This window comes from Deinococcus gobiensis I-0 (assembly GCF_000252445.1).
Taxonomy (GTDB): domain Bacteria; phylum Deinococcota; class Deinococci; order Deinococcales; family Deinococcaceae; genus Deinococcus; species Deinococcus gobiensis.
The window spans coordinates 37934-62869 of the sequence record NC_017792.1 but is presented as its reverse complement, the minus strand read 5'-3'; the positions used below and the strand labels follow the sequence as shown (position 1 = coordinate 62869).

19 protein-coding genes and 1 pseudogene are annotated in these 24936 nt (G+C 61.9%); 7 read left to right on the top strand and 13 right to left on the bottom strand.

Features of this window, described 5'->3' with window-relative positions:
• Window positions 1-11: 11 nt before the first annotated feature.
• The 7 genes from vapC to DGO_RS24080 form a co-directional block, all read right to left on the bottom strand.
• Window positions 12-428, bottom strand: a complete 417-nt coding sequence (vapC, locus tag DGO_RS20440) for a type II toxin-antitoxin system tRNA(fMet)-specific endonuclease VapC (RefSeq protein WP_014686947.1) — start codon at window positions 426-428, stop codon at window positions 12-14.
• Window positions 428-667, bottom strand: a complete 240-nt coding sequence (locus DGO_RS20435; protein WP_014686946.1) for an antitoxin — start codon at window positions 665-667, stop codon at window positions 428-430. The genes vapC and DGO_RS20435 overlap by 1 nt, the downstream gene beginning before the upstream one ends.
• Window positions 668-741: 74 nt before the next feature.
• On the bottom strand, window positions 742-930 hold the full coding sequence (locus DGO_RS20430; protein WP_145975596.1) for a hypothetical protein: 189 nt from the start codon (window positions 928-930) through the stop codon (window positions 742-744).
• Window positions 931-1314: 384 nt separating this feature from the next.
• Window positions 1315-2964, bottom strand: coding sequence for an ABC transporter transmembrane domain-containing protein (locus DGO_RS20425; RefSeq protein ID WP_014686944.1), 1650 nt, complete (start codon window positions 2962-2964; stop codon window positions 1315-1317).
• Window positions 2961-5648 carry a class III lanthionine synthetase LanKC gene (lanKC, locus tag DGO_RS20420; RefSeq protein WP_014686943.1) on the bottom strand — a complete coding sequence of 896 codons (2688 nt, stop codon included), beginning with the start codon at window positions 5646-5648 and terminating at the stop codon, window positions 2961-2963. Before lanKC ends, DGO_RS20425 begins: the two co-directional genes overlap by 4 nt.
• A 633-nt stretch (window positions 5649-6281) precedes the next feature.
• Window positions 6282-6383: a class III lanthipeptide gene (locus DGO_RS24085; protein WP_193352043.1), complete on the bottom strand. Its 102-nt coding sequence runs from the start codon at window positions 6381-6383 to the stop codon at window positions 6282-6284.
• Window positions 6384-6436: 53 nt separating this feature from the next.
• Window positions 6437-6538, bottom strand: coding sequence for a class III lanthipeptide (locus DGO_RS24080; RefSeq protein ID WP_193352043.1), 102 nt, complete (start codon window positions 6536-6538; stop codon window positions 6437-6439).
• Between the two features lie 343 nt (window positions 6539-6881).
• On the opposite strand from DGO_RS24080, the gene DGO_RS20415 reads away from it, so the two are divergent.
• The 6 genes and pseudogenes from DGO_RS20415 to DGO_RS24560 all read left to right on the top strand — a co-directional run.
• Window positions 6882-9845 carry an AfsR/SARP family transcriptional regulator gene (locus DGO_RS20415; RefSeq protein WP_014686941.1) on the top strand — a complete coding sequence of 988 codons (2964 nt, stop codon included), beginning with the start codon at window positions 6882-6884 and terminating at the stop codon, window positions 9843-9845.
• A gap of 238 nt (window positions 9846-10083) precedes the next feature.
• Entirely contained in the window at window positions 10084-10341 is a 258-nt protein-coding gene (locus DGO_RS22765; protein ID WP_014686940.1) for a hypothetical protein, read from the top strand.
• A 164-nt stretch (window positions 10342-10505) separates the two neighbouring features.
• Window positions 10506-11189 carry a recombinase family protein gene (locus tag DGO_RS20410; protein ID WP_043805196.1) on the top strand — a complete coding sequence of 228 codons (684 nt, stop codon included), beginning with the start codon at window positions 10506-10508 and terminating at the stop codon, window positions 11187-11189.
• Window positions 11190-11327: 138 nt separating this feature from the next.
• Entirely contained in the window at window positions 11328-11657 is a 330-nt protein-coding gene (locus DGO_RS20405; RefSeq protein WP_014686938.1) for a PadR family transcriptional regulator, read from the top strand.
• Complete coding sequence (locus DGO_RS20400; protein ID WP_014686937.1) at window positions 11654-12832, top strand: permease prefix domain 1-containing protein; 1179 nt, start codon at window positions 11654-11656, stop codon at window positions 12830-12832. The genes DGO_RS20405 and DGO_RS20400 overlap by 4 nt, the downstream gene beginning before the upstream one ends.
• 560 nt (window positions 12833-13392) lie before the next feature.
• Window positions 13393-13566 (top strand): annotated as a pseudogene (locus tag DGO_RS24560) (IS5/IS1182 family transposase); the annotation flags it as partial.
• Between the two features lie 217 nt (window positions 13567-13783).
• Here DGO_RS24560 and DGO_RS20395 read toward each other — a convergent pair.
• Together DGO_RS20395 and DGO_RS22755 are read right to left on the bottom strand one after the other, a co-directional pair.
• Window positions 13784-16555: a HelD family protein gene (locus DGO_RS20395; RefSeq protein WP_014686933.1), complete on the bottom strand. Its 2772-nt coding sequence runs from the start codon at window positions 16553-16555 to the stop codon at window positions 13784-13786.
• 108 nt (window positions 16556-16663) lie between these two features.
• Window positions 16664-17200: a hypothetical protein gene (locus tag DGO_RS22755; RefSeq protein WP_014686932.1), complete on the bottom strand. Its 537-nt coding sequence runs from the start codon at window positions 17198-17200 to the stop codon at window positions 16664-16666.
• 397 nt (window positions 17201-17597) lie between these two features.
• Here DGO_RS22755 and DGO_RS20390 point away from each other — a divergent pair, with 397 nt between their 5' ends.
• On the top strand, window positions 17598-18977 hold the full coding sequence (locus DGO_RS20390) for an AfsR/SARP family transcriptional regulator (protein ID WP_014686930.1): 1380 nt from the start codon (window positions 17598-17600) through the stop codon (window positions 18975-18977).
• A gap of 4 nt (window positions 18978-18981) precedes the next feature.
• Here the strand turns inward: DGO_RS20390 and DGO_RS20385 are convergent, their stop codons facing one another.
• The 4 genes from DGO_RS20385 to drmB all read right to left on the bottom strand — a co-directional run bounded on the left by DGO_RS20385 (window position 18982) and on the right by drmB (window position 24935).
• Window positions 18982-20121: a hypothetical protein gene (locus DGO_RS20385; protein WP_043805194.1), complete on the bottom strand. Its 1140-nt coding sequence runs from the start codon at window positions 20119-20121 to the stop codon at window positions 18982-18984.
• A 71-nt stretch (window positions 20122-20192) separates the two neighbouring features.
• Window positions 20193-21923 carry a hypothetical protein gene (locus DGO_RS20380; protein WP_014686928.1) on the bottom strand — a complete coding sequence of 577 codons (1731 nt, stop codon included), beginning with the start codon at window positions 21921-21923 and terminating at the stop codon, window positions 20193-20195.
• Window positions 21916-23037: an AAA family ATPase gene (locus DGO_RS20375; protein WP_014686927.1), complete on the bottom strand. Its 1122-nt coding sequence runs from the start codon at window positions 23035-23037 to the stop codon at window positions 21916-21918. Before DGO_RS20375 ends, DGO_RS20380 begins: the two co-directional genes overlap by 8 nt.
• Window positions 23037-24935, bottom strand: coding sequence for a DUF1998 domain-containing protein (gene drmB, locus DGO_RS20370; protein WP_014686926.1), 1899 nt, complete (start codon window positions 24933-24935; stop codon window positions 23037-23039). The genes DGO_RS20375 and drmB overlap by 1 nt, the downstream gene beginning before the upstream one ends.
• Window position 24936 lies beyond the last annotated feature (1 nt).

Here is a 24936-nt window from a genome sequence, read left to right as displayed (position 1 = left end):
TGCTCGCCCGTTCAGCGAACTTCCGGACTGAACCAGTTGTCGATCTGGAGGCCAGCCACCCGGTCAAACTCCCTGCGGTTGTGGGTCACGAGGGTGACGCCCAGGGTCAGGGCATGAGCAGCAATCAGGAGATCCATCGCGCCGATCGGCTGGCCCTGCCGCTCCAACTCGGTGCGGATGCGGCCATACAGGACGCTGGCGGCCGCACTGAAGGGCAGCACTTCCAGAGGTTCAAGGAAAGCCTCCAGCGCCTTGAGGTTCTTGGTCGAGCCGCTCTTGGCTACGCCAAAATGCAGTTCGGCAAGGGTGATGCTCGACAGACCGATGGCGTCCGGTGAAAACTGCGCGAACTTTTCAGCGACGCCTGGGGGACGACGGTTGATGATGTAGATGCAGGTGTTCGTGTCGAGGAGGTGGGTGACGGACATTACAACGTCCAGTCACGGTCCTGGAGGGGAAGGTCCTCGCGGGTCAGCGGGACGTCGGTCTCGGGAATGGCGGTGTACCAGCCCTGCCAGAAGGCGAGTTGACCTTCCGGGTCCTGGGGAAGAAGGAGGACGCCATTGGAGACCCGCTTGATGATGACTTCCTGGCCTTCGAAGCGGAAGGCTTTGGGGAGGCGGACAGCCTGGGAGCGGCCGGTGAGGAAGAGCTTGGCAGTGGTCATGGGGGCCTCCTGGGAGCTATCAAAAAGTATATATCAATAGAATTCTTTCTATCCCATACTTTTGTTACAGCTCTCTAACGGCGTTCCATCTTGATATCTTTTTCAAGATCCTGAGCTTGGCGTTGCGCTAGGGCTTCGTGGTGGTCGCGCTGGACTTCATTGCCGCTCTGTTGCGCGAACGCGTTCGGACTGGCGAGGTCCCTGCTTTCGCCAGTCCGAACGCACTTCTCCATCTGCTGCGCAGTGATGATCTCAACCGTCACCTGCGCCGCACCTGGCGCTGGCAAGCCCAGGCCCGTCAGACCTTGAAAGAGGAGCTTGCGCTCCTGGCGCCCCATACTGTCCCGGAGGCATTGAGGCGACGTTGCACGTCTGCCTACATCTGAATCTGCTCCGGGACGCCGAGGACATCTCGGCGAAGCTGGCCGAGCGGCAGATAGATCTATGCCAAGACGCGGATCACGTTCACCTTTACAGGGGCCCCAGCGTCAGCACTGGTGCTGGGCCGCAGGGGACTTGCATTGGCGGAGGTGATGGGTTGCCCCCCTCACCTCCGCCAGGTCATCACGCACGCCCTGAGAGAAACGACTTTAGAAAACACGCTGTAGTGCCAAGCAATAGATCAAAGAGATCCTTCAATCTTTATCTCACTGAGGCGTTGGGTTCCAAGAAAGCCCCGAGTGTGTTTTCAATTGAGGAACGAACACTTTTGCCATAGTCGACTGTTGAGGCTGGACCGTGACCTGCCCAGCGACGACTTCAGCCACCAGATTGAAGTGGGAAGAGAACTCTGCAGAGTCGTGCATGACGGCCAGGACGGTCTTGCCTGCCGTGTGCCGAAGGATCAGTTCGAAAGCTAGGCGCTGGGTCTGATCGTCCAGATTTGCCAGAGGCTCGTCGAAGACGTAGATCTCCGCCGGTTTGAGCAGGGTCATCATGAGGGCGAACTTCTTCCGCTGTCCGAGGGAAAGCTCGTCGTAGCGGGAGTCCATCAGCAGCGTCAGATTGAGCTGCTCAATCAGGGCCTCCGCATGGCTGGCATCAAATTGAGTCACCAGCTCACGCAGGGGCAAGGAAGGAAACTTGACCGGCTCGACCAGACCACTGATGTCTCCACTGCGTTGGACGGAGCCCTTCTGAAGTGGCAAGAGGGACAGGGCAGTCAGGGCAAGGGTACTTTTTCCTGCACCATTGGCACCCCGCACCAGGATCCTCTGGCCCCTGGGCACATCGATGTTGACTCCTGTCAGCGTCGCCGTCTCCCCCTGACCAAACGAAGCGTCCTGCCACACCAGGGCACTGTTGACTGGAGCATCAACGGGAATGACTGGTTGTGTGTCCTGTTGGGCGAGCATATCGGCCAGACGCCAGATGTTGGAGCGCAGCACCTGCACCTGAGGCGTCAGGTCAATCAGGCTCTGTACGGCACTTACCGCCATCCAGTAGGCCCCCATATAAGCCATGAGGCCGCCCAGCGTGAGCGACGTCGTCATGACGGCGTAGCCCCCCAGGACCAGGACGAGCAGTTCAGCGATGCTGAGCGTGATCCGGCTGAGGGTGGCGTATTTGCCGGACCGGTAGCCCAGGGTATACACCGCGTTCAGGCGATGGTCGACCGAACGCATGAGCTGGTGCAGAGCCAATCCCTCGAGATTGAACATGCGGACCGTTCGGTAGGCGCCAATGGCCGCAGCATGCACCTCCTGCTGAGCAGCGGTACTCTCCTGCACACCATGGGCGTCTTGGTGAAGCTGGGCCGAAAAATGCCGGGCAAGAAGCAAAAGTGCTGGCGTAATGATCAACAAGACTGTTGTGAGCTGCCAGGAGAGCAGGAGGACCGTGACCATGGCCGTGGCCAAGATCAGGACAGCCCGTAACAGCTGAATTCCTGAACTGACAACTGGCGAAACGGTCTGCTCCACCTCGTTCATCGTTCTGGCGACGAAATAGCCCTCGTTGTGCCGCGCCACTACCTCTGGAGGGAGGTGGAAGTAGCCACTGACCATGCGGCGGGTCAGATCGGCACTCATCCGATTGGTCAGTCGCTGCTGGTACTGCCCACCCTGGAAATCCCACCACCGGAGCAGTCCAAAGATCACCAGGGAGGCGGCCGCGATGGCGATCAACCAGTCCAGCCGCTTCTCGGTAACCGCTACGTCGAAGATCAGGCGTGTAGCGAGGGGGTTGAGGGCAGTCATCAGGACAGCGATCGCTCCTGCCCAGGCCAGAGCAAGCAGATAGGTACGGGTTTGCGAGCCGACGATCAGCTGCCAGTCTTCAGTCCAGGGGCGCTTCATTCCTGTTGCCCCTTCGGGTGCAGGAGTGCTGCGTCCGGGAAGAGGGGGTTACCGGTTCCGTGGGCGAGGCGGTGAAGGAAGAGCGCGATCCCGCTGCTGCCGCTGCCCAGATCCGTACTGATCCGGTGCAGATAGTCACCTGGGAAGGCTGTGCCCTGGGGCTTGTCCACTCCAAAGCGGAGAACGCCCTTTGCCGCGCCATGGGCCTGGTTCCGGTACGTTGGATCCCCAAGGAACTGTTCGGCATCCATCAGGAACATGCCCAGCCCGGCCAGTCCCATGAACAGACTGGGGAAGACGCTGTATTGCGGAGTGGTGGCCTGCCGAATCCGTTCGGCCAGTTCCCGATAGGCTGGATTCTTCGTGACGTGGAAGTAGCGCACCAGAACACTCCCTACGCCCGCGCTTCCGGTCATCCAGTAGGGATAGAGGATTTTCCCTTCCGGGCGATCCGGGAAGCCAAGTGCGCCACTGTCCAGTGCGCGTCCATGGGCCAGGTCTTCAGCCAGGGCCGCTTCACCCAGGCGCAGGTAGCGCGCCTCCCCAGTCACCGCGTGGAGGTACAGCAGAAAGAGGGCGATACCGCTCTGTCCATAGCCGAGGCCTACTTCCTGAGCCCCGAAGTCTGGCCAGGTCACCCGGTGACCGGCCCATCTGGCGGTGGAGTCGAGCAGGTCACCGACGCGCTTGGCCTCCTGAAGGTAACTGGCGTCTCCCCACTGTAGGAACAGCGTCAAGCTGGCGAGCCCAAACCCACTGAGTCCCCCGTGGAGATGGACCCGGGCATACAGATGATCGTGACGCCGGGCGAGCTGATAGGCCCGCTCGGCACTTTTACGTTCACCAATCTGGGCGAATCCGACCGCCATCCCCGCCAGGCCGCTCAACAGACCAGGAGCCGTGTTCGCCCCCAGGGGCTGCTCACGGACCCACTGCCGCACAGCCTCCGGGACGTGGTTCTGAACGGTCTGGAGGGTCAGGGCAACCCCCAGGGCCCCGTGGTCGAGGCCGAGACTGTGGGTCTGCTGAGGTGACGAAGGAAACAGCCGATCCTGCCGTTCGAACTCGGCGCTCGCGACAACGTAGTTCAGGGCGCTGCGGACAGTACGGCTCAGATCGTCCTGTGACAGCGTCGGCGGAGCCCTCAGGATGCTTGGGGATCCCAGGGGTGAATCGTTCCTCTTTAATAGCGCTGTCAGTTCGTCCAGATCCACCAAGTCGTCGGCAGCCAGGAGGCGATTGACCACCTCGGCAAAGACGGGGGGCAGGCCAAAGTCGGCGGTGAAGTCTTCGAGGAAGCTTGGCAACGCGTTCTCTCTGACGTTGGTCAGTACAGCGACAGGCAGGAGCAGGCTGAAGAGCAGGGCGCCCAGAGCGTAGTGGTCGTCGGCCAGGGTGGTGTACTGCCGCGCTGTCCGGCCGGGCCGCGCAAATCCGGGAGTAAACATGTTGACTGCTGTGTCCACTCCTGGCCGGCTGGCGCCCTCAAAGTCAATGAGTCGCACGCCCACGCACCGGCCGTCTTCGATAGTGACGAGGACATTGTTCAGGGAGAGGTCTCCGAAGACGACGTCCCGTGCGTGAAGAATACGGACCTTGTCCAAGATGGACACCGCGACAGAGCGCAGAAGTTGCCACCAAGCCTGCAGTTCGTCTTCGGTGTGGGACGTACGGATCACCGGGCTGTATTTGCCCGTGAAGGTGTGGAGCGACTCTCCCTGGACGAACTCTTGTACAAGGAAGAGGTGCTCCCATTCGGTGAACGTTTCGATGGGCTCCGGAGCGACACCCGAGCCTCGGAGATGGCTGAGCAGACGGAATTCCTTTCGCAGCTGCTCGATGGCATCTTGTCCCGAGGCACTGGTGTCGACGTGGGGCCGGGCCTCCTTAACCACCACCGTCTTTCCTGTCTGGTGATCGACCGCTTTGTAAACCCCTCCGGAATTTGAGTAACTCAGGACCGTGAGAACCTCGTAGCGTCCATTCAGTCGCGCACTCGCGCTCTCCTCGGGCTCTTCCGCCTGGAAAGGGTCGTGCAGCCAATCTGGCACCTGGAAGTAGGGAGTCCGGTCGTCTGGCTCAAGTTGCAGGTCTGGGCGCATGAGGTAGGACGTCAGCAGGCCGTCGGCATCCCGCCGTGTGATGGGAGTAAAGCCGCCGTATCGGTAATACAGGACGGAGCAGTCCCGGAAGCGGCGATCTGAGAGCACGTACGGCCCTTCAAAGCCTTGGAGAGCGGCGTACAACTCTTCCAACAAAACGCGCGCCTGTTGCTCATCGTGTGGATAGATGGTCATGAATTTCCCACTGGAGCCACGCGCACATCCCTTCCCCAGGAGCAACGAGAGGACGAAAGGATCACTGGCGAATTTGAAGGGGACACGTGCCGCGCAGCAGACTTGAGCCACCTTGCTGAGGATGGCAGGGGCGTTCTTCTGTATCGCAGAAACGTGGATCTTCCAGCCCTGCATGGGCACTTCCCCGCCCAGGTGCTGGATGTGTGTCCAGAATGCCTCTCGCAGGATTCGGCTGGTTAAAGGCAGTTGTTCCTGAATAATCTTGACGAAGGCGTCGCTGGGCTGATACCGCTCGAAAGGTTCATAGAAATCCGAGCGAAGGTGAAGATGTTTGACAACCTGCTGCATGTTGAAACGGGGTGGGACGAGGTTAGCTCCGCTGGTCATAAAACCTCCTGATGCCATTTGGGATTCTTGTGTTATAGGGAAGAAAAAGGGGCGCTTTGGCGCCCCTGGGTTGTTTCACTTCTCGGCGTCGAACGGAGTCGGAATTGGGACATAGGTGTGAACGTGCGCAAGAACGGTCGGTTGGTCGCTCTTGAAAGTGGGTACTGAGTCAATCCAACTGCACATGGCTTCCACAGTGGTTGCTGACAGTGCTCCAGTCGGCAGGAGCGGGGTTGGAGGCCTGGAGGGTCTGAAGCTGAAGAACTCGTTTCATGGGGTCACGTCCTTGGGGAGAGAGGGAGATTGCTGGTGAAGAGCCCACCTCAGCTGAGCTGAACGCTGCTGCAGTAGTTGCTGACGGTGCTCCATTCGGCGGGAGCGGGGTTGGAAGCCTGGAGGGTCTGGAGCTGGAGAACTCGTTTCATGGGGTCACGTCCTTAGAGGGGAGAAGGCGAGGGAGTTGGTGTTGCGGTTTAGCTCAGGCGAGCTGGTGGCTTCCACAGTGGTTGCTGACGGTGCTCCAGTCAGCGGGAGCGGGGTTGGAGGCCTGGAGGGTCTGGAGCTGGAGAACTCGTTTCATGGGGTCACGTCCTTAAAGGGGAGAAGGTGAGGGAGTTGGTGTTGCGGTTCAGCTCAGGCGAGCTGGTGGCTACCGCAGTGGTTGCTGACGGTGCTCCATTCGGCGGGAGCGGGGTTGGAAGCCTGGAGGGTCTGGAGCTGGAGAACTCGTTTCATGGGGTCACGTCCTTAGAGGGGAGAAGGCGAGGGAGTTGGTGTTGCGGTTTAGCTCAGGCGAGCTGGTGGCTACCGCAGTGGTTGCTGACGGTGCTCCATTCGGCGGGAGCGGGGTTGGAGGCCTGAAGGGTCTGGAGCTGGAGAACTCGTTTCATGGGGTCACGTCCTTAGGGGAGAGAGGGAAGAGGGGAAGGGAGGGGAACCTTAGGACAGTTGAACGCTGCTGCAGTGGTTGCTGACCGTGCTCCAGTCGGCGGGGGCAGGAGCCGAAACCTGGATGGCTTGCAGTTGAAGAACTCGTTTCATAGGTCACCTCCTTTGATTTGGGTGAGCGCTTTGAGCACTTGGATCGTGCTCTCGTTGCTGCTCTTGAGAACAGTTGTATCGGGCACCCTGGGAACGATCTGGGACCACTTCCCTGGGAACTGGGAACCGGGAATGGCAGAGTCTGGGACTGGGCTCAGCGAAGATCCGGGTAGAACCCGGTAGATTCAGGGCATGTCCCAAGTCAGTTTTCGTGGCATCGCGCGAACGACGGTGCCCCGGGCCCTGGCGTCAGAGGTCATCCGAATGGAGGCCTTGGCGCAGCTTTCTGTGCCTGACCGTCCAAGCGTCGTGTTATTGGCCCCCAGTGGCTACGGAAAGACCACTCTCCTTGCGCAATACGCCCGCAACACTACCCGGACCGTGGTCTGGCTCTCGCTGGGACCTGGAGATGAGGAAGTAGGAACATTTAAGAAAAATCTCCACCGCGCCTTGCAGGGTGTGCTGGATGGAATAGGGGAAGATCCCACGGGTTCATTGATGGATTTTCTCGACTGGAGTGCCGAACGGCTCGCACAGGAGGAAAGAAGCATCGATATCGTGCTCGACCGTGTCGAGCACGTGGCGCGGACACATGGCACGGCGCTGGCCACCTTGATTGGCCTGCTGCCAGAGGGCCACCGGCTCTTGATGGCGGGGCTTGACCTGCAGGGTTTTCCCTTGGCGCGCCTCACGGCGTCTGGCCAGATTGATGTCCTCAGTACGGAGCAGCTGCGGTTTACCGCTCAGGAAACTGGACAGCTGCTGACCGCGCGGGCGAGTTCGCTGGATCTGGACCAGCTCATGGCAACCAGTGAGGGATGGCCGGTGAGCATCTCACTCAGCCTGATGGACTCGGCGGCGCAGGTAGATGTTGATCAACTGCTTCGAGACGCGCTAGAGCAGCTGCCCGAGGAACTGCAGGCTATTTTGCCTGAGCTGGCTTTGTTCGACGAGTGGGGAGACGAGCTCGGCGAATTGTTGGAATCCCCGCTCCCGGCTGCGTGGCTCAGCATTCTCCGGCGGGCTGGATTACCGCTGACTCCCCTGGGTCGGGGCCTCTACCGGCCGCACATGCTGCTGCTCAAATTGCTGGAAAAGCAGCTTCAACGCGCACCAGAGAAGAGCCGCCGCATTCACCTTGTCCGGGCCACCCTCGCTGTGCAGGAACAGGATTTGTCGACCGCGATCCGTCATGCCCGCCAGGCTCACCGGGCCGACCTTATGGAACTGTACGCTCAGGAGTTGTTCCCGACCCTCCACAGGCAGCGGGAATTCAAACTGCTCGAAGAGCTTGCCGTCTTACACCCTGGACCTCCTCCGGCATGGTGGGAGGAATTTCAGGCGATTGCTCGCCTGGAGATCGGTGAAGGTGATAAGGGTCTGGCCCAGCTCGAGGCGATGAGACAAGAGCACAAACTCACAGGTCTGGGATTTGCCGCGTTGGCCCTACAGGCGGCTCGCCAGGGCGATTTTGAAGGTCAATTGTTCTCTGCCCAACAGGGGTTGGCACTCGCTTCCGGCTCTAGCCAGACCACATTGTCGATGCAACTGGCATCTGCCCTGATTTCGTTGGAACGTTTCCGTGAAGGTGAGCAAGTCACGGAAAAACTGATCTCAGATGCTCAGGCACAGCGCAATCAACTGGCTGAAGCAGACGCCCTGAACATGCACCAATACACCCTCCTCATGCAACGCCGCTGGCCTGAGCGGGAGGCGGCCCTCCAGAGGGCGAGGACTATTCTTCTCGCCCATGGGCAGCAGCGAAAAGCCTTGCAGATGGAGGCAGAACTCAGCGAGGTGCTGCTCCGGCAGGGCCGGCATGAAGAGGCGTCTCTACTGATCTCGGAATGCATCGACTTGGCCTTACGTACGCAACCCATCCATCTGCCGACCCTTTACCAGACGCTCGCGCGGTACAAGATGATTCGCGGTGACTGGGAGGGCGCGGCACAGTCACTTCACAACGCGGAAGACGCCATCCATCGCCTGAAACTGCCTGTGGTCCTTCCCTTCCTCTATGCCAATACCTTCGATCTATACGCTGCGACAGGTGAGCAAGTGCGGGCGCGGCAGGCCTATGAGCAGCTGGTCGAGCACACTCAGCGTCCCATTTTCAGGAGATATCTCCTCCCCCTGTTCACCGGCATTCACGCCCTAGATGCGGGAGACCTAGCATCCGCAGAGACCCATTTGAATATTGCCGCTCAGGAGAGCGTCGAGCAGACGCATACTTTGCGGGCCCAGCTTCTTCTGATGGCCATTCAGCAGCGCAAAGGGACGCTCCTTGCAGAGCAGATTGAGGTGAGCCGCCAGGCACTCCAAGGCCTGGAGATCACCAGCATTGCTTACGCGGATCAGCGTCATTTGGCGGCTCTGCGTCAGTTTCTTACAAAACAAGGAGTCCAGCATCCACTGGTGTCAGGGGAAGTTCACCCGGAGGAGCCCAGGCAAGAGGAAATCCTGCGTGTGGAGGTGGGGCGGAAGATCGAAGCGTGGGTCGGGACCAGAGCCGTCAAGTTGCCACTGGCGAAGTCTGGAGAACTGCTGTTCTGGCTGTTGTGGCGTAAGCAGGGGACCCTGCACGACATCCTCAATGATCTATGGGACGGCTCGCGAGATCCGAAGCATCACGAGTATTTCCGCGTCGTAGTTCGGCGGCTCAGACAGATGCTCAAAGAGGCGTTGGATTTTGCTGGTGATCCGCTTCCCTACTCTCAAGGAACCTATTCCCTGCAACCTGAACTGCGCGTCGTTCTCAATCTCCAGGAGGCCATCAAGGCCGCGCAGCAAGGAGACTACGAGGCTCTTCTCAGTCTTCCTGTCGAAGGACTGGCGTCTGATATCACAGCGGACTGGGTGGACGATGTACGCGAAACGGTTCGTCGGGATCAACTCTATGCTCTTGGTGAGATCGAGGGACAAGTGGCGCAGGTACAGCCGGCGCAGGCGGTCGCCCTGCTCAAACTCGCTGTTCGGACACAGCCTACTGAGGGAGAGATGCATCTGGCCTTGATTCGTACCCTCTTGAGTGTTCAGTCGTCTGAAGCGGGCAGCGCATTTCAGGTGTACCGGAGCATGTTGGAGAGGGAATTTGGTGAATCGCCCACTGTGGACACGGTGCGTCAGCTCAGGAGTCTGGGACTCCATATGGGGTAGCAGGGAACATTCCCAGTTGATTCCCACCCCTGGGACTAAGCTTCGGCCATACCAACCAAGGAGCGAACACCATGACCAAAATGAACATCCCGATGCTGATCTGTACCCTCTTCGTGGCCATTACGCTGAGCGCTCCGGCGCAGGGGCAGGATGTTCAAGTTCAGGCGTCGGTTGCCGCTCCTACGGTCCCCCCAGTACCGTCGTGGCCCCCGATCGGTTGGCCTGACGGAGGTAGTGAATGGAAGCAACCCACCAGCTGAAACAACTTCAATCGGTCTGTGTGGTCGTGCGGCAAAGTATCTGCACGGCCCATCAATCGCAGTTTATGGCCTTTGACCAGCTGCTTCATTCTCTCAGCATCTCAAAAACAGGGTCGGAGGCGGTGGTTGCTATCGACTCTTTGAACGAGATGTTCAATCAGTACGGCGGGGACGAATATATTGTGGCTCGGGCTTACCTTAATCAACTTCGAAGTGATTTTATAGAAGATGATTGATGTATGTGGTTACAGCATACGATATCTCTACTAAATCTAGATTTAGTAGAGATATCGTATTTTTAGAGGAATAGGTGGAATGTTATTCATTTTTCTAGAACAAGGGGCTTCGGTAGCATTGTTACAGTTGTCGAACGCTCCGATGACTCCTGTAACATGATCCGGTGACTACCCCCGCCGTCGCCTACTACCGCGTCTCCACCCAAAAACAAGGTCAAAGTGGCCTTGGTTTGGAGGCGCAACAGGCCGCCGTCCTGGCATACGCCCGGAGCAAGGGCCTGGAACTGGTCGCTGAGGTCACCGAAGTCGAAACCGGAACTCGGAAGCGTCGCCGCCCCCAACTCGAAGCCGCCCTCGATCAGACCCGCCGTCTTGGAGGCGTCCTCCTCATCGCCAAACTCGATCGCCTCGCGCGCAACGTGGCGGTCGTCGCCAGCCTCATGGAATCCAGCGTCCGCTTTGTGGCCGTCGATATGCCTGAGGCCGACAACCTGACCATACACGTGATGGCCGCCGTCGCCGAGCGGGAAGCTCAGTTGATCTCCGCAAGGACGAAGGCCGCTCTGGCGGCCCGCAAGGCCCGGGGCCTCAAGTTGGGCAAGCCAGAGAACCTGACTGTGGAGGCGCAGCGCAGGGGCGCAGAGGCATCGAAGCAGCGCGCAGTTCAGGACATGCGCACCGTGGCTGCCTACGCTGGGGCGCTCCGGAGCCAGGGGCTGACCTTGCGGGCCATTGCTGCCCAACTGGAGCTACATGGCTTCCAGACCCGCCAAGGCGGTTCCTGGCATGCCGTTCAAGTCAAACGGATTCTGGAGAGAAATCAGTCAACCGCGCTGAAGATGCAGTGAGCATCAGAGAGATCAGCGCATGCTGCAGGCGGCTCCATCGCTGCTTCTCAGGCATGGCCTTGCTTTCCTATGTCCATAGGATTACGATGCTTTTACCTCGATAAACGATGTCGCTCGCCGACCATCGGAAGGAGCCCTATGGACGCCCAACAGCTCAAAGGCCACCTCGACCTTCTCCTCCTCGCTACTCTCGAGCAGGGTCCCCGCTACGGCGGCCAGATCATCGCCGACGTGCAGGCCGCTACCGACGGGGAGTTTGCCCTGCGCGAAGGCACCCTCTACCCCGCCCTTCACCGCCTGGAGAAACAGGGTTTCCTCCAGGGAGCCTTCCAGGTGCTGCCCCGTGGTGGCAGTCCCGTCAAGATCTACCAGCTCACGCCTGCCGGACAGCAGGAACTGCGTCTTCAGCGCGAGAAGTATGAGCGCTTCACCCGCGCCGTACGCGGCATCATCGGTGGTGGCGTATGAAGCGCACCGAACGTTACCTGCAGCGGGCCGCGCTGGGTCTATGGGGCCGTCGGCGCGCCGACGTGCGGGCTGAACTCCGGGGGGCCATTGAGGACAAGCTCTACCGCTATCAGTTGCTGGGCATGAGTCCCGAGGCCGCCGAGACGGCGGCCCTGCGGGACCTGGGCAGCCCCCACCGACTTGCCCGGTCGCTGGGTCTCGTTCACACGGGGACCACCACCCTACGTCTATCACTCCTGCTGGGCATGGCCGGACTGCTGAGTTTGCAGGCCGTGGCTCAGGTCGCCACCGTCAAGTCGGCCTTCGGTGTAGAGCGCAGCGACTGCCGCCTAGCTGTCCCTGCTGATTTCCAGACCACGGCGGATCAGGTCAGGTATGCCCGCCTCCTGCAGTCCTACGGCGGTCCTGAGCGGTATCTGCAGCTGTGCCGGGCAGGGCAGTTTGAGCCCAGTGTCCTCCTGAACGTCACCGACCTGCTCTCGGCCTTGACCGCAGGTGGCGTGCCCATCCGCGCACTCCCAGCAGCGACGCCCACGACGCCACTGCTATTGCTCAGTCCAGCCGGCACACCCGAAATTTCTTTCGGCACCGTGGACATCAAGGGCGAACGGTACCTGAACAGTCCACAGGTCTTGCCTTTCCTCAGGCGGGCGACCACCCTTCCCATCCAGGTGAGTGGCCTGAAGAACCCCATCATTCATGTCGGTGACGTGGCGCTTCAGCTCGGCACGTCGGCTGCGCCGGTGTGGACCGTGGATCTGCTCAGCGCCGCGCTCGAAGACACCCGAACAGGGAACGCGAGTTTCCCGCTCCCTGCGAAGGTTCAGACGGTCCCTTCCACACTGCCCATCGATCCGGCGGCGCCGCAGTTGGCTGTGCCCGGACAGGATGGAGACGTCTTCGCCGTGGTGCAGAACGCCCTCTGGATCAACACGGACGGCGCTCAGGCGGAGACGCTTTGGGTCAGAGCCCGGCAGCAAGGACGGATTGCCTTCACAGATGAGGTTGGCAGCGACTTCCAGGTGGTGAATTCACAGGCCGAGCTTGACCGGATGACGGCCCGCAAGATCAAGGCGGCTCTGGTCTACCGGGTAGATGCCCGCGATATCCGCCATCTGCAACTCCAACTGGTGCCGAAGGAGGAGTTGGGGATCGTCTCAACGCCCAGAAGCTGAAACGCAGGCAGAAGTCTCGTCACTGCTGACTCAGGATCCCTGCAGGAACGTCAGGTCTGCCGATTCGTCTGGCTTCACAGTGCGCGAGGCCCGGGACGTCTTGGGTGAGATCGATCCGGTCGCGCTGCTGGAGATCGTGGAACGGGCGCATCGGAAGCGCGAGGAACTCCAGTCGCCCAAGACCTATGTACGGGCCTGCATTCGCTCAGCACGGGTGGCGTAGGGGCTTTCCGATCAGCATCACGACAACGAAGAAGGCGACCCGGAGATCGCCTTGATTTCTAAAATATAGCGTCCTATGCACGCAAAGTCAATGCTATGCACCGGATGGTCGTGGATTTTAGGGCATGACCGCAGTTCAATGAAGGATGAACCCACCACCGTGTCCTGCCTGCGAAGCCGTCCGGGTAGTCAAAAACGGTCATGCGCACACCGGGAAGCTCGCTGGAGAGATCAAAACGCATTTAGGCTGGACTATGGAGATCGTCAAACATCCTTAGTCGGGTTGGCAGAGCACCTGGGCACCAAAAGATGCACCTCCACGATACGTGGAGGTGCCGAAAGGATTTGTCGTCTTGAAGCGCCGCTGGGTGGTGGAGCGGACGTTTGCCCGGCTGGGAAAATCCAGACGCATGGCGAGACATTACGAGGCCTTGATCGAAACCGCTAAAAACCTCGTGTACGAAGTCATGATCTATTTGATGGTGCGTCGGCTGGCAAAGTCCCCGCCCTGACCTTTTCAGACGCACTTTACTGCAGTGGCCGCATCGCTGTCCTCCAGGGGAAACCCGGTTTCCTGTCTGCTGACGATGCAGATCGGACCTAGTGTGACCGCTGTGCTGAAGATCAGCATATGCTCAGCGCCCTCAATTGCCGGACCAAGGCCATGCGGGTACGGGCCGCCGTCAAGGGGGCACGGGTGATGTCCTCCCGGCACGTCGGTCATGCCCCTTACAGGGGGCGCAGATGATCAGGTGACGCGACTGATTCAGACATGGACATGGATGTCTCAGGATCAGCTGCCTGCACAGTAGGTGGCATGGACGGCATCACTATGCTGGTCCAGCGCTCGTCGAGGAGGGCTTCAAACTGCTGGCGGTACGCCTCTGCCTGTGGATGGCCATCCCCCTCCAGACGGAGCAATTGCGCTACCACAGTGTCACGCAGATATTCCGGAAGGCCTTCTGCCAGGGCAGTCCGGATGAACGTTGAGGGTTCCCCCTGACCCATCTGGAGCAGGACGTCGTTCATGGTGAGACTGCTAACCTGACCAAAGGCGATGTACGCCTCATGAACCTCTGCCCCACGTCCCTCCCGGAGAAGGAGGTGCACACGCCTCTCGATAGAGGTACTGATGGCAGAGAAGGGCGTGCGGCCAGCCCGGGCAGCGCGGAGCTGCTCTGTGAGGGTGACGCCTGTCCATCTCAACGGTGTGTGCGGCAGGCGTGTGTAATCCACGTCCGCCTCGCCCTGCGCGTCATCCAGCCAGCCGGTAAAGTGCCCAGATGTTACCAAGTGCAGGGCGTGTAGGGCACGGCTGATGGCAACGTACAGCAGGCTGCCGGCGTGGTGGTCATCTGCGGGATACCGCACCTCCGAGGCGTCCGGCACGATCACAGCAGAGAACTCCAGACCCTTGCACAGGGCGGCGGGGACAACCACAGTGCCGCGGAGATCCTCAGGGCCAAGTTCGGCATCCCCGGTGATGGCCCGGTGGATCAGGCCGTGACGTTCCAACAGGCGGCCGATGGCCGTCACGCCAGCGGTGTCTGGAGCAATCACCGCGACGCTCTGGTGACCGTCTGCCGTGAACTGATGAATGGTCTGGAGCAGCTCCTCGTCGTGCTGCGCGGCATCTGCCGTGGCAACCATTCCGGGACGCGGGCCGTTTCGCTGGATGACGCTGGACTTCAGGGCACGGTCTCCCCACAGGCTGCTCAGGAGGGCGTTCCCAAAGGTGACAAGTTCCTGCGTGCTGCGGTAGTTCTGTGCGATCAGGTGACGAGCGAGGTGCTCCTGAGGCAGGACGCCGTCGAACTCGTTCCAGTCCTCGACGCCCCGATAGGCGTGGATGCTCTGGGCCGTGTCCCCCACCAGGGTCATCGAACCGGACGGACAGGCGGCCGTCAGCAGCTGCATCTGTAAGGGGGAGAAGTCCTGAGCCTCATCCACCACGAGGTGGCGCCATGTCTTTTCCGGGGATCCATATAGCCGTCCGCTGAGCACGGCAAGGCCCGCCAAGTCGCTGATATCAACCGTTTTCTGCCTCTGGTCCCCCTTTTTGCTGGAAATGGACGGCCGTGTGGCGCGGAGGAGGCGCTGCTCCTCCACGCTGAACAGACCGCGGGCGATGTCCGGGAGGTGTCCGGGCTGAAAGATCTCCTCGAAGACTTCCGGCAGGTTCAGCCGTTTCCAGCTGGCCTGCAGGTATTCCCGCACCGCACGCCGGGCTCCGCGCAATGCCAGAACGTCAGCAGGAAGCTGCGGATCGCCCAGGAGCCGGCTGTACTCTCTGGAGACGTGCTGCATGGCTCGGCTGATCAGCTGCTCCCGCCGCGCGGCTAGGGGAAGGTCCGCAGCGAGGGTAGCCCAGAGGGCCCGGACATCCGCCACGGTGACAGGAAGGACAGCCTCATGCTCCTCTCTCCTTAGGGTGAGGGTGAGATCCCGCCGGGGCAGCGGCACCCGACTGGCAAGGTATGCCGCATGACGTTCCACCAGCTCCCCAAACCGGAGCGAGCCCCTGAGCCGTGCGCTGTTCCAGAGCCGAGTACGGTCCTCCAGGCGGCGTCGGCGATTGTCGAGGGCATCTGCAACGGGGTCAGTGATGGTCACATCACCAAGTCCGCTCTCCTTGCCAAGGCGCTCCAGAGCCCACTCCGTGAAGGTCATCTGCGGGATGCCGGTGACACCAAGGGAGGGTAGCAGTCCGCGGACGTAGCCCAGAAACGTACGATTGGGGCCGATCACCAGCATCTGGGCAGCCTTGAGGCCGTACCCGTGGTCTGTGAACATCAGATACGCAAGGCGGTGGTAGGCGATGGATGTCTTCCCGCTGCCGGCCACACCGTGCAGCAGCAGCGCCGCATCCAGAGGTGCCCTGATGATGGCGTCCTGATCCGCTTGGATCGTCGCGACAATGTCCTGTAGGCGGGGGTCCCCACGTTCCTGCAGTTTTCCGATCAGGAAGTCATTGGAGGTGCCGGACTGCTCCCGGTTCGGTCTCTCTGTACTGTCCCCCTCCAGTCCCTTCCGCACACGGTAGTCGACTGTGTCTGAGATCCGTTCGAGGATGCGGGCCCGGATATCCAGACGGCGTTTGAGTCGCAGCTGGACGTGGTGTTCCTGCCCGGTTGCCTTGACGTGATACTGCTGACTGGGAGCGTTGCCGCCTAGGAAGAGACTGTACAGGTCGCAGCGCCAGTCAAGGATCTGACCGGACTGCAGGCCCATCCGGCCCAGGTGGGCATGACCGAAGTACACGCACTGCGGGCCGCGGGCATCCTCGAAATCCAGCCGGGCAAAGTACGGCTCATGGCCGTGCTCCTGCAGTTGCTGGAGGATATCCTCCCGCAGACCGTAGTTCAGGAGGCGGTTGGTGTAGTTGTCCGCCCCGCCGGCGAACCAGTAGTCATCCTGACGGGACAGCACCTCGCCGATGGCCCGGAGGGCCCGCTCAAGAGTAGTGGCTTCCAGATCGTGCTCTTCATGGATTTCAGTCATGGATGGTGCCCCTGAAGCTATAGGAGGCAGGGGCTGGCGGCACGCAGATATGCCCAGATGCCCTGGATGGTTTCAGGTGCCCGTGATGTGTTCTGACGGTAGGGGACGTCACAGCCGTGTTCCAGACAGCTGGCTGAATGGGAATGTCGTGAAGCGGTGGGAACCGTGCCCACCTGACGCAGTCGGCTGCAGGCCAAGTCCGTGCAGGTAGGCGTTCCAGTCCTCCCAGAGTGGCAGTTCTGCGCCGGCCGGGAAGCCCGGGGGCCGGCCAGCCGCGTTACGAGGCACACCCAGAAATCCGCAGACGCGTGTCAGGTAGGCGGCACGCTGGGGCGCCCGTGGCCCATGCGAAGCGCTGGCCGCAGCCAGCACCAGCACACCCAGGAATGCCACACCCAGAGGTCGACCCGCAGCGTCCCGGTAACCCAGTGCGCCGAGCCTGACACGGCCACAGTCCACCAGCTGTTCACGTAGCGCCTGTAGGAAGACGTCCTGCCAGCAGATGGTCTCCCCGGTAGGCCAGTGGCGGCGGCCCAGCGTTCCGAGGACGTCCGCATCGACGTGCAGGCAGACGCGGCTGCCCTGAGGCAGCTGGCCGGTGACGTGATCGGCAAGGGCAGCGTTCCATTCGAGATACGAGGCCATACCCAGGTATGGCCTGGGTGGCGTGAAAGCGGAAAGCAGGCCAGAGACGCCCTGCCATTTCCGCTTTCACGTCCTGGAGGCCATCCCTGGGTATCGCGGCCCGGTCAGGGCGGCGACCGGAGTCCTCCAGGAAGGGGATCCGGCGGCTTCCTCCCAGGCGTCACGCGTGACGTCAGTTCCTCCATCCGTCGCCGCCTGCCGCGGTGCCGGTGTCCTGCACCTGTGGCCAGCCCCAGGTGCATGGGGGTTCCCATGTTCCGATATGTCCTTCTACTTACCCTCCTCCTGCAGTTCTCCTCCATGGCTCACGCCGAGCACAATGGCGGTACGCCCGGCCCGACAGCTGCCGTCACCCCAGCGAGCGGAGGACTGGTCCTGCTGCTGAAATAATGCGCGTATGACTTCCCCTTTCCCCACCTACCGGGAGGTGCAGCAGCTGAACTTGGCTGGCCGGTTCGCAGAAGCGCTTGCCGTGCTTGATACCCTGCCGGCCACAGGCATCCACCTGTGGCAGCGGGGGTGGGCCCTGCATCACCTTGGCCGTGCCCCGGAGGCTCACGTGGCGATGGAACAGGCGGAACCGCTGCTCACGGGCAGCAACCTGGGCCGTATGCTCACGGACCGCGCGGTGCTGTACGGACATGACCGCCAGTTCGCACGCTCATATGACCTGTTTATCCGGGGCCTGCGTGCCCTGCAGGACGACCCTACGATGATCCCCATCGCCACCTACAACCTCGGCTGGCAGCACCTGACCCGCCTTCAGTTTAGTGCGGCTCAGACGCGCTTGGAGGCGGCGGCCATGCTCGCGGAGCGGACACCGGGCACTGGTGGGGAGCGGCTGATGCCGCGGGTAGGCATGAGCACACTAAACCGGATCATTGGCAACCCGGAAGCGGCGCTACAGCGGGCGCGGCGGGCACTGGAGGTCGCGGATGGTCACCGCTATGCCAGTGCCGCATATCGGGCCCAAGCCCAGGCCCTCAAACAGCTGGGAAAGCTGGATGCGGCGCGGAATTCCCAGGCCCGGGCACTGGAAGTGGCGCTCCCCGGCACCCACCAGGCGTCCGAGCGTCTTCTGCTGGCGCTGGCTGACCGGGCACTTGGCATAGCGCAGGCCTTAGAGCCGCTCAAGGAAGGAGCCCTACCGCTCGACGCGCTCCGCGCTGACCTGCACCTTGCAGATGTGGCCTTTCAGGCCGGCCAGGACGATGACGCCCTGAACCGGCTCAGGAAGGTATTGGGATGCGACGAACCTTTCCCCGTTTGGGATGAAGAGCCCATGCTTGCAGAGCTCTACGCCTTCGGGCGGCAGCACGGACTGCCCCTGCCGGTACGGGCCGGTCATCCGGACAGGGAAGTGACAATCCGCACGCTGGGCCGGCCGGAGCTACAGGTCAATGGGCAGGATGTGGCGGCACCGTCACTCCCAGCACTCGCCCTGATGGCCTACCTCGCCGTATACGGTCAGACCCGGGTAGATGTCCTCGTGGAGGAGCTGCTCGGTAGTGAAGCTGATGCCGGTGCCCGTCAGCGGATCCGGCGGCTGGTTACCAGCGCCTGCCGGAGTCTGAGTGATCCACGGGCCATCACACTGCAGGACGGGATCGTAACGCCGTCTCCCCTGTGGCGCTGGCAGACTGATGTGGCGCAGGTGCTCGGCAACGGGACTAGCAGCGCGCCGGCCGCCCGGGGAGCGTTCCTGCCAGGGTTCTACATCCCATGGTCTGACCGGGTGCAGCGTCAGCTGGACGACATGGGATGGCAGGTTCCATAGGAACTCATGACTCAGGGAGATTCCGCAGCTGGGCGCGGAGTTCCTCGGCCCACCAGCCCGTCACATGCGGCAGCCATGTAGGTGCCCCGTAACCTGATGCCAGGGCCTGCTCAACGTCACACCGCCACAAGCGGTCGTCTGCAAGACCGATGATTCCCCGCCTGGAGCTGACGCAGCCGGGATCTCCTACGAGACGACGGATGGTCGTGAGGTGTGACCTGACCTGGGTGTAGAGGGCCTCCTCCGTGGACGTCTCCTGCGCCAGGACTGCCTCCGCGGCCCGCAGCCAGTGGGTGGCTCCGTCGTGAATCAGGAAGGCCAGCAGGGCCAACGGGTGTCCGCCGCCAGGTACCGGAACGAAGCGGTCACCAACCTGCAGACCACGCCGGCGCAGGGTCAGCACCTCCACCGGCTCACGGACGTCCGTGACCGGCGGAAGGCTCAGGTGTGCCTGTTGGGCAGCCAGCAGGCACACGTGGCCCTCCTCGGCCCCGCTGGGGGTATCCCGCGTCAGGAGAAGCCACTGGTCGGCGGCCTGCCGGTCGCCGGTTCCCAGGGCGTACTCGGCCAGGTGCCAAGCCAGCCGCGCCTGCAGTTCCCCGTCCACCTGCGTGACGAGTTCCGCCGCCTCCTGCAGGATCTGATCGGGCATCAGCATCATCCACGTGAGCACCTTCGCGACCTGCCCCTCGGACGTGGGATGAATGTCAAGTGCCGTGTGGGTAGGTGTCAGGCTTTCCCAGGCGGCGCCGGCGAGCCGGTGGGCACTGGCCAGGGCCAGCCAGGCGCTGGCAGCCGCCTCTGGGGTCTGATTGCTGACCCGTACCGCCGCCTCCGCGAGAGACACGGCCATACGAAAGTGGCCCTGTGCGCGCGCCGCCATGCTCGCCCCGGTCAGGAGCCGGCCGCGCAGCAGCCGCGCTGTACGGTGCGACCGCGTCAGAGAAAGGCCCTCATCAAAATGCCTCCGCGCTTCCCACCCCTCCCCCGCCCGGAGCTGGTGGTGGCCCAATTCCAGGAGCAGGGCGGCGCGCCCCGCCGCACTCTCGCGACTGACTGCCCGATACAGTCCATCGGTGCCCTCCAGAGAAACCACGGTATCCGGCTGGAGTTGCTGTGGCAGACGTATAGGGACCAGACCCATCACTCCATGATAGGCCACAGGCTGCCACCTGCTTCCGGCAGGGGCAGTCTGGGCCGGAATGCCCCGCCCTCTCAGTCCAGGGACAGCTCGTGTGCAGGCGTCTCTCCGTCCTCAGGCGCGACTGCTGGCTTGCGGCCCCGTTTCCGGGCTGTTCCAGTGGCGGCCTTGCGGGTGCGCTTCGCTTTTTTCGGAACTCCGGGTTCCGTGGAAGTGCCCCTGACCTGGGCGAGTTCGCCAGGAGTGAGCGGCTCCATATCAAGACGCCGCAGCAGCTCATCAGCCTGCTCAACACTCCGTGTCACCTCGACCTGCCCGGTCAGCCGCAGAGATACGCGGCCTGCCCGTTCAGGAGTGACCTGTATTGGGGCAGCCGTAGTGACCGTCGTAATGATGAGGTCATGCCACCCCCTCAGGAGACAGATGGGAACGGCTAGGCTGGTCAGGTCGGTCCGCTCAGACCCAGGCGTGCCCTCAAGACTGACTGCCTCTGGCAGCGGTTTCTCACGGGAGACATCTGCCACATCTGGAGCAGGCAACTGATCACCCGACACTGTCTCTGGCGCCACTGTGCCGTCCACGGCTCCGGTGAAACCTGCGATGTCCTGATGATTGCGGATATCCTGATTCCCACCATCCACATCTTTTCTCTTGAAGGGTTCCAGCAGGGACAGGAGGCGGGCAGGCCGCTGCGGCACCGCGAGGGCTTCCTCAGCCGCGGCCCAGGCATCCAGCGGGGCTGGTCGATCCAGGGTATCCATCCGCTGCCGGCCGAGACGGAGACCCGTCAGGAAGCGCGCGATGTTGACGGTCGTTCGGCCAGGCAGGCCATTCTCGAAGAAGGGCATCAGGCTCCGGTTGTCCTGGGTGAGATCTGCCAGCCGCTGCCGCATTACGTGTAGGAGCAGAGCGAACGCGACAGGTGCAGCGGCGTCATTGCCGGGCCTGAACTGCTGCGAGACCATCACGTGCTCTGCCCGCTCGATGATCCGCAGGCCCTTCACATCATCCGGGTAGCGCTGCAGGTACAGATTCCGGTACTGCAGCAACAGGTCATCCATGGCCGGCTGCTCGCTGACCGGGAGGTGGACCAGCACGGTGGCCACCACATTCAGCAGCCGCGCATCGGTGCTGTCCTGATTCCCGTCGAGCAATGCCTGAACGATAAATGTCAGATCTGTAACGTCGCCACGCTCTCCTTGGAGGCCGCGACGGAACAGGGCCTCCACCTCGCCGGCCTCGTCAGGGCCGTGGGACGCGACCGCAAGCAGCCCACCGGTCATACGGTTTGCTGCGGCGATGCGCTCCGCCCTGTCCTCTGGCGCGGGAGGCAGATGCCCGAGCCGCACCACGATCTCGTCCAGGCCAGGCCCGTCCTCGGGGAAAAGGTGTGGACTGACCTGAATAGTGTAGTCCGTCATGCTGGCGTTCTCGTACTCGTGGGCCCGGAGCTCCGTAAGCTCTTCAGGGCTGCGTACATGGATCCGCGTGATGTGGGCAGCCGGGATCAGCCGCTGCGTGCCGCCCAAGTCGCGTTCCATATCGGTCACGGCGTCACTGCCAAGTTCAAGCAGTACGGGGAAGCTTCCCTGACCCTCGCGCCTGCAGTAGTCGGTGACCTCCGTCCCGGGTGGGCCGTCGAATAGCGGGATGACGTCGGGGCGCAGATCGAGGATATCCGGGTAGTACTTCACGTACGCTAAGCGGGGCCGGATCAGTCGGGTGGATGCCACAGGCGGCAGATTGTGGCGATTGAGCACCACGTAGGTGGCAGACAGGTTGGTCATCGGCACGTGTTCAGTCATCTTTCAGGGTTGTCTTCCGGATGAGATCGTCGGGTAGGGCGTCGCGGAGGGCGCACGTCTCCCCGGCATACATCAGGAAGAGATCCTGCCGCGCGCGGGTGCAGAGCACGTACATCTTCATCATGACATCTGCCTGCTCCACGCGCGCGGCATCCACGTACTCCAGGCCGGGCAGGAACACCGTGTCGAACTCCAAGCCCTTGGCGCTGTCGTGACATAGGATCGTAATGCCATCCCGGTCGAATTCAGGCATCACCTTCTCCTTGCTGAGATACACATGCACCGGGTTGTGGGTGCGGCCGTTCAACATATGGAGGATCTTTTTCAACTCGGAGCGCGTTCGGACGAGCACCCCGATGCTCCGGTTGGCGTTGAGCTGCTCATACCGCTGGATGTAATCGACCTGGGCGCTGAGATCTGCTGAGTCCAAGAAGGTGGGCCTATTGCCACGCCGGACTGGTGGCGTCGCGAGCCCAGTCGGAGAGCCGCGGTGGAACCAGCAGGCCAAGTTATGGATCTGCACGGTGTTCCGGAAGTTCTGGGTCAGGGTGAACGTGTTGTGCTGCGGGATGCCGGCTGCGGCACGGATCTCATGCATCATCGTCTGAGTGGACGTAATGCGCTGGTTCTCGTCGGCAAAGACCGTGATGTTCTCAGTGAGAAAGATGCTCGTGACAGTGTAGAGCTCCGACGGCAGGTCCTGCCCCTCGTCAATCAGCAGATGATCCATGGTTCTGGCAGGTGGCTTCTCGGCCATCTGGGCAATGATGTTGTTCCAGTCAAATGCCCAGGTGTTGTCCGGCATGGTCGGTGTCGGTTTGCGGTAGGTGCTCCAATACAGACTGCTCAGCCAGCGGTGATAGGTCGAGATGGAGGCCGTGAGGGGCGCAGTGGCTCCGCCGGACGCCGTTGCCGTCGTGTACGCCGACAGCAGTTTCGAGTACATCAGGAAGCGCAGGGACTTGCCTTCCCGGGCCATCCTGGAGGCGCGGTACAGTGCTACGACCGTTTTGCCCGTCCCAGGCGCACCGCCAATCAGGTAACGGCCGTCCAGCGGCAGCGTCAGCACCGCGTCCTGTTCCTTGGAAAGATCTTCGTAGGCAGGCAGGCGCATTACCCCTCCTCCACAGCCATGAATTCCTTCATACCGCGCCTGAGGACCTCGGAGAAGAATCCGCCAGTCAACGTGGCATTTCCGAGCAGGAGCGTACGATCAAGCAGCATGTTGCGGTGGACGCAGCTGGTCTCACTCACCAGGGTACATGCGTGACACGCCGCGAGGTTGAGTCCCAGCATTCCCTGACCGGTACTCTCCCCGCACACCGGGTCGGAACTGCACCACTGGCCGGCAGCCAGTGCATTGAGGAACGTCCCGGACAGACGGCCGGGCTCGCCCAGCCTCACCAGGCCGCCGAGGGTACCACCCCGGTCACCGGCAGCGGTGTAGATCAGAAGGCCAGCCATGGCACCCTGACCGGTGGGACCAGGCTCGGCGATGTAGAGGCGTTCCCGAAGTGAGGACGCAGAGTACCCGGCCTCGAAAGCAAACTGACGGATCAGCAGATGGGCCAGGGTATGAACCACAAGGAAGCGTGCCGTCACGGCAGGGACGTCTGCATTCAGCGTGCTGCTGCCCATTCGCTGTCTGAGCAGTCCGACCCGAGAAAGGATCGAGCCCTCGTTCGCCTTGATCCAGGTCAGCAGGACATCCTCCTTGAGGGTGATGAAGACGCCCTCGCCATATACCTCTATGGCCGGCATATACCTGGGGATCCGCCCAACCCCCGGACGGCCGACCGTGACTGGCGTGGTGCCATCGAGACGAGTGAATGCCTTCAGAGCCCGAACTTCACGGAGACGGCGGACGAGCACGACCTGATCAACGAGCCGGTCGAGCTCTTCAAGGGCACCGCCGGGCGGGGCCGCCACATTGCGCTCGAGCAGGGTGGTATGTTCTGTCTGGAAGCGGTCAAGCGGGTGAGGGTTACGGTCACTACGGGTGGTCAGAGCCTGCCACTCACCAAGCAGCAGGTTCTCCTCTGGATCCGCCACGATGCGGGGAGCGGAGTCGCCCTCATCGCTGGCCACCAGGATGACCAGATTCCTCATGCGCATAACGGCCGCCGGACGGTCGGGAATCTGGGTGGGCACCAGCGCTTCAGCCACTGTCTCCGCCAGTTGTACGACCAGTGGGTGGTGTGCCCCGTGGGTACCCAGCAGGGGCGGGATGGCTGTGAAGATCTGATGCTCACGGATATCCGCCGCCATGGCGCTGGCCGGGTCGTAGTTTGACTCTGGTGGGATGTCGAGGGCACTCTCGACAATCGGGCTGTACAGGTTCGTTGCTCCCCGCTGGACCACCTCAGGGGTCTCTTTGCACTCCACACGGTTCTCGCGGGCGTACCACGGCTGACCGCCCCGGCATCTGATCCCCTTGAGGCCAGCGGGGGACATCAGTCGCTCCAGGGACCGTTCACGCCCGCAGGTGCAGCACTTCACGTACAGCGAGGCCAAGCTCCCACCGCCCCCCTGTCGTGCCTTGAACTCCAGATCCCGGCTGTCACAATTGGCTTGGTCCGGGCCAGAGGGTGCAGCGTTATCGAGGTGTACCCAACGCTGCCAGGGAACGTCCGAGAGGTGACCTTCCTTACAGGCCATGACGAAACGAATTGGAATCAGGGTGCCGTTACAGCCGGCGTGGACGCAGCGTGGGACGGCCTTCTCCTCAGCTTGACCGTCCGCACTTCCGTGCCACTCTGTCATGCGAGTACACTTGCGGCAGACCAGCCAGCGGGGGAAGCGCAGGTAGGGCAGTCCGGCAGCGGGCGCCTCAGCCAGTTCCGTGCCTACACGCTGGCTCAGGCGGGGACTCTCTATGCGGCGCGCATTGGCCGGCCAGCGGCCGACATCTATACCGATGAAAGATTCATCCTTGAAGTCGAAGATGGCACCCACGCCAAAGGGTGAGATGGTCTGGGCCTTACGGATCTTCCGGTCAGGGGTTCGTGTCATG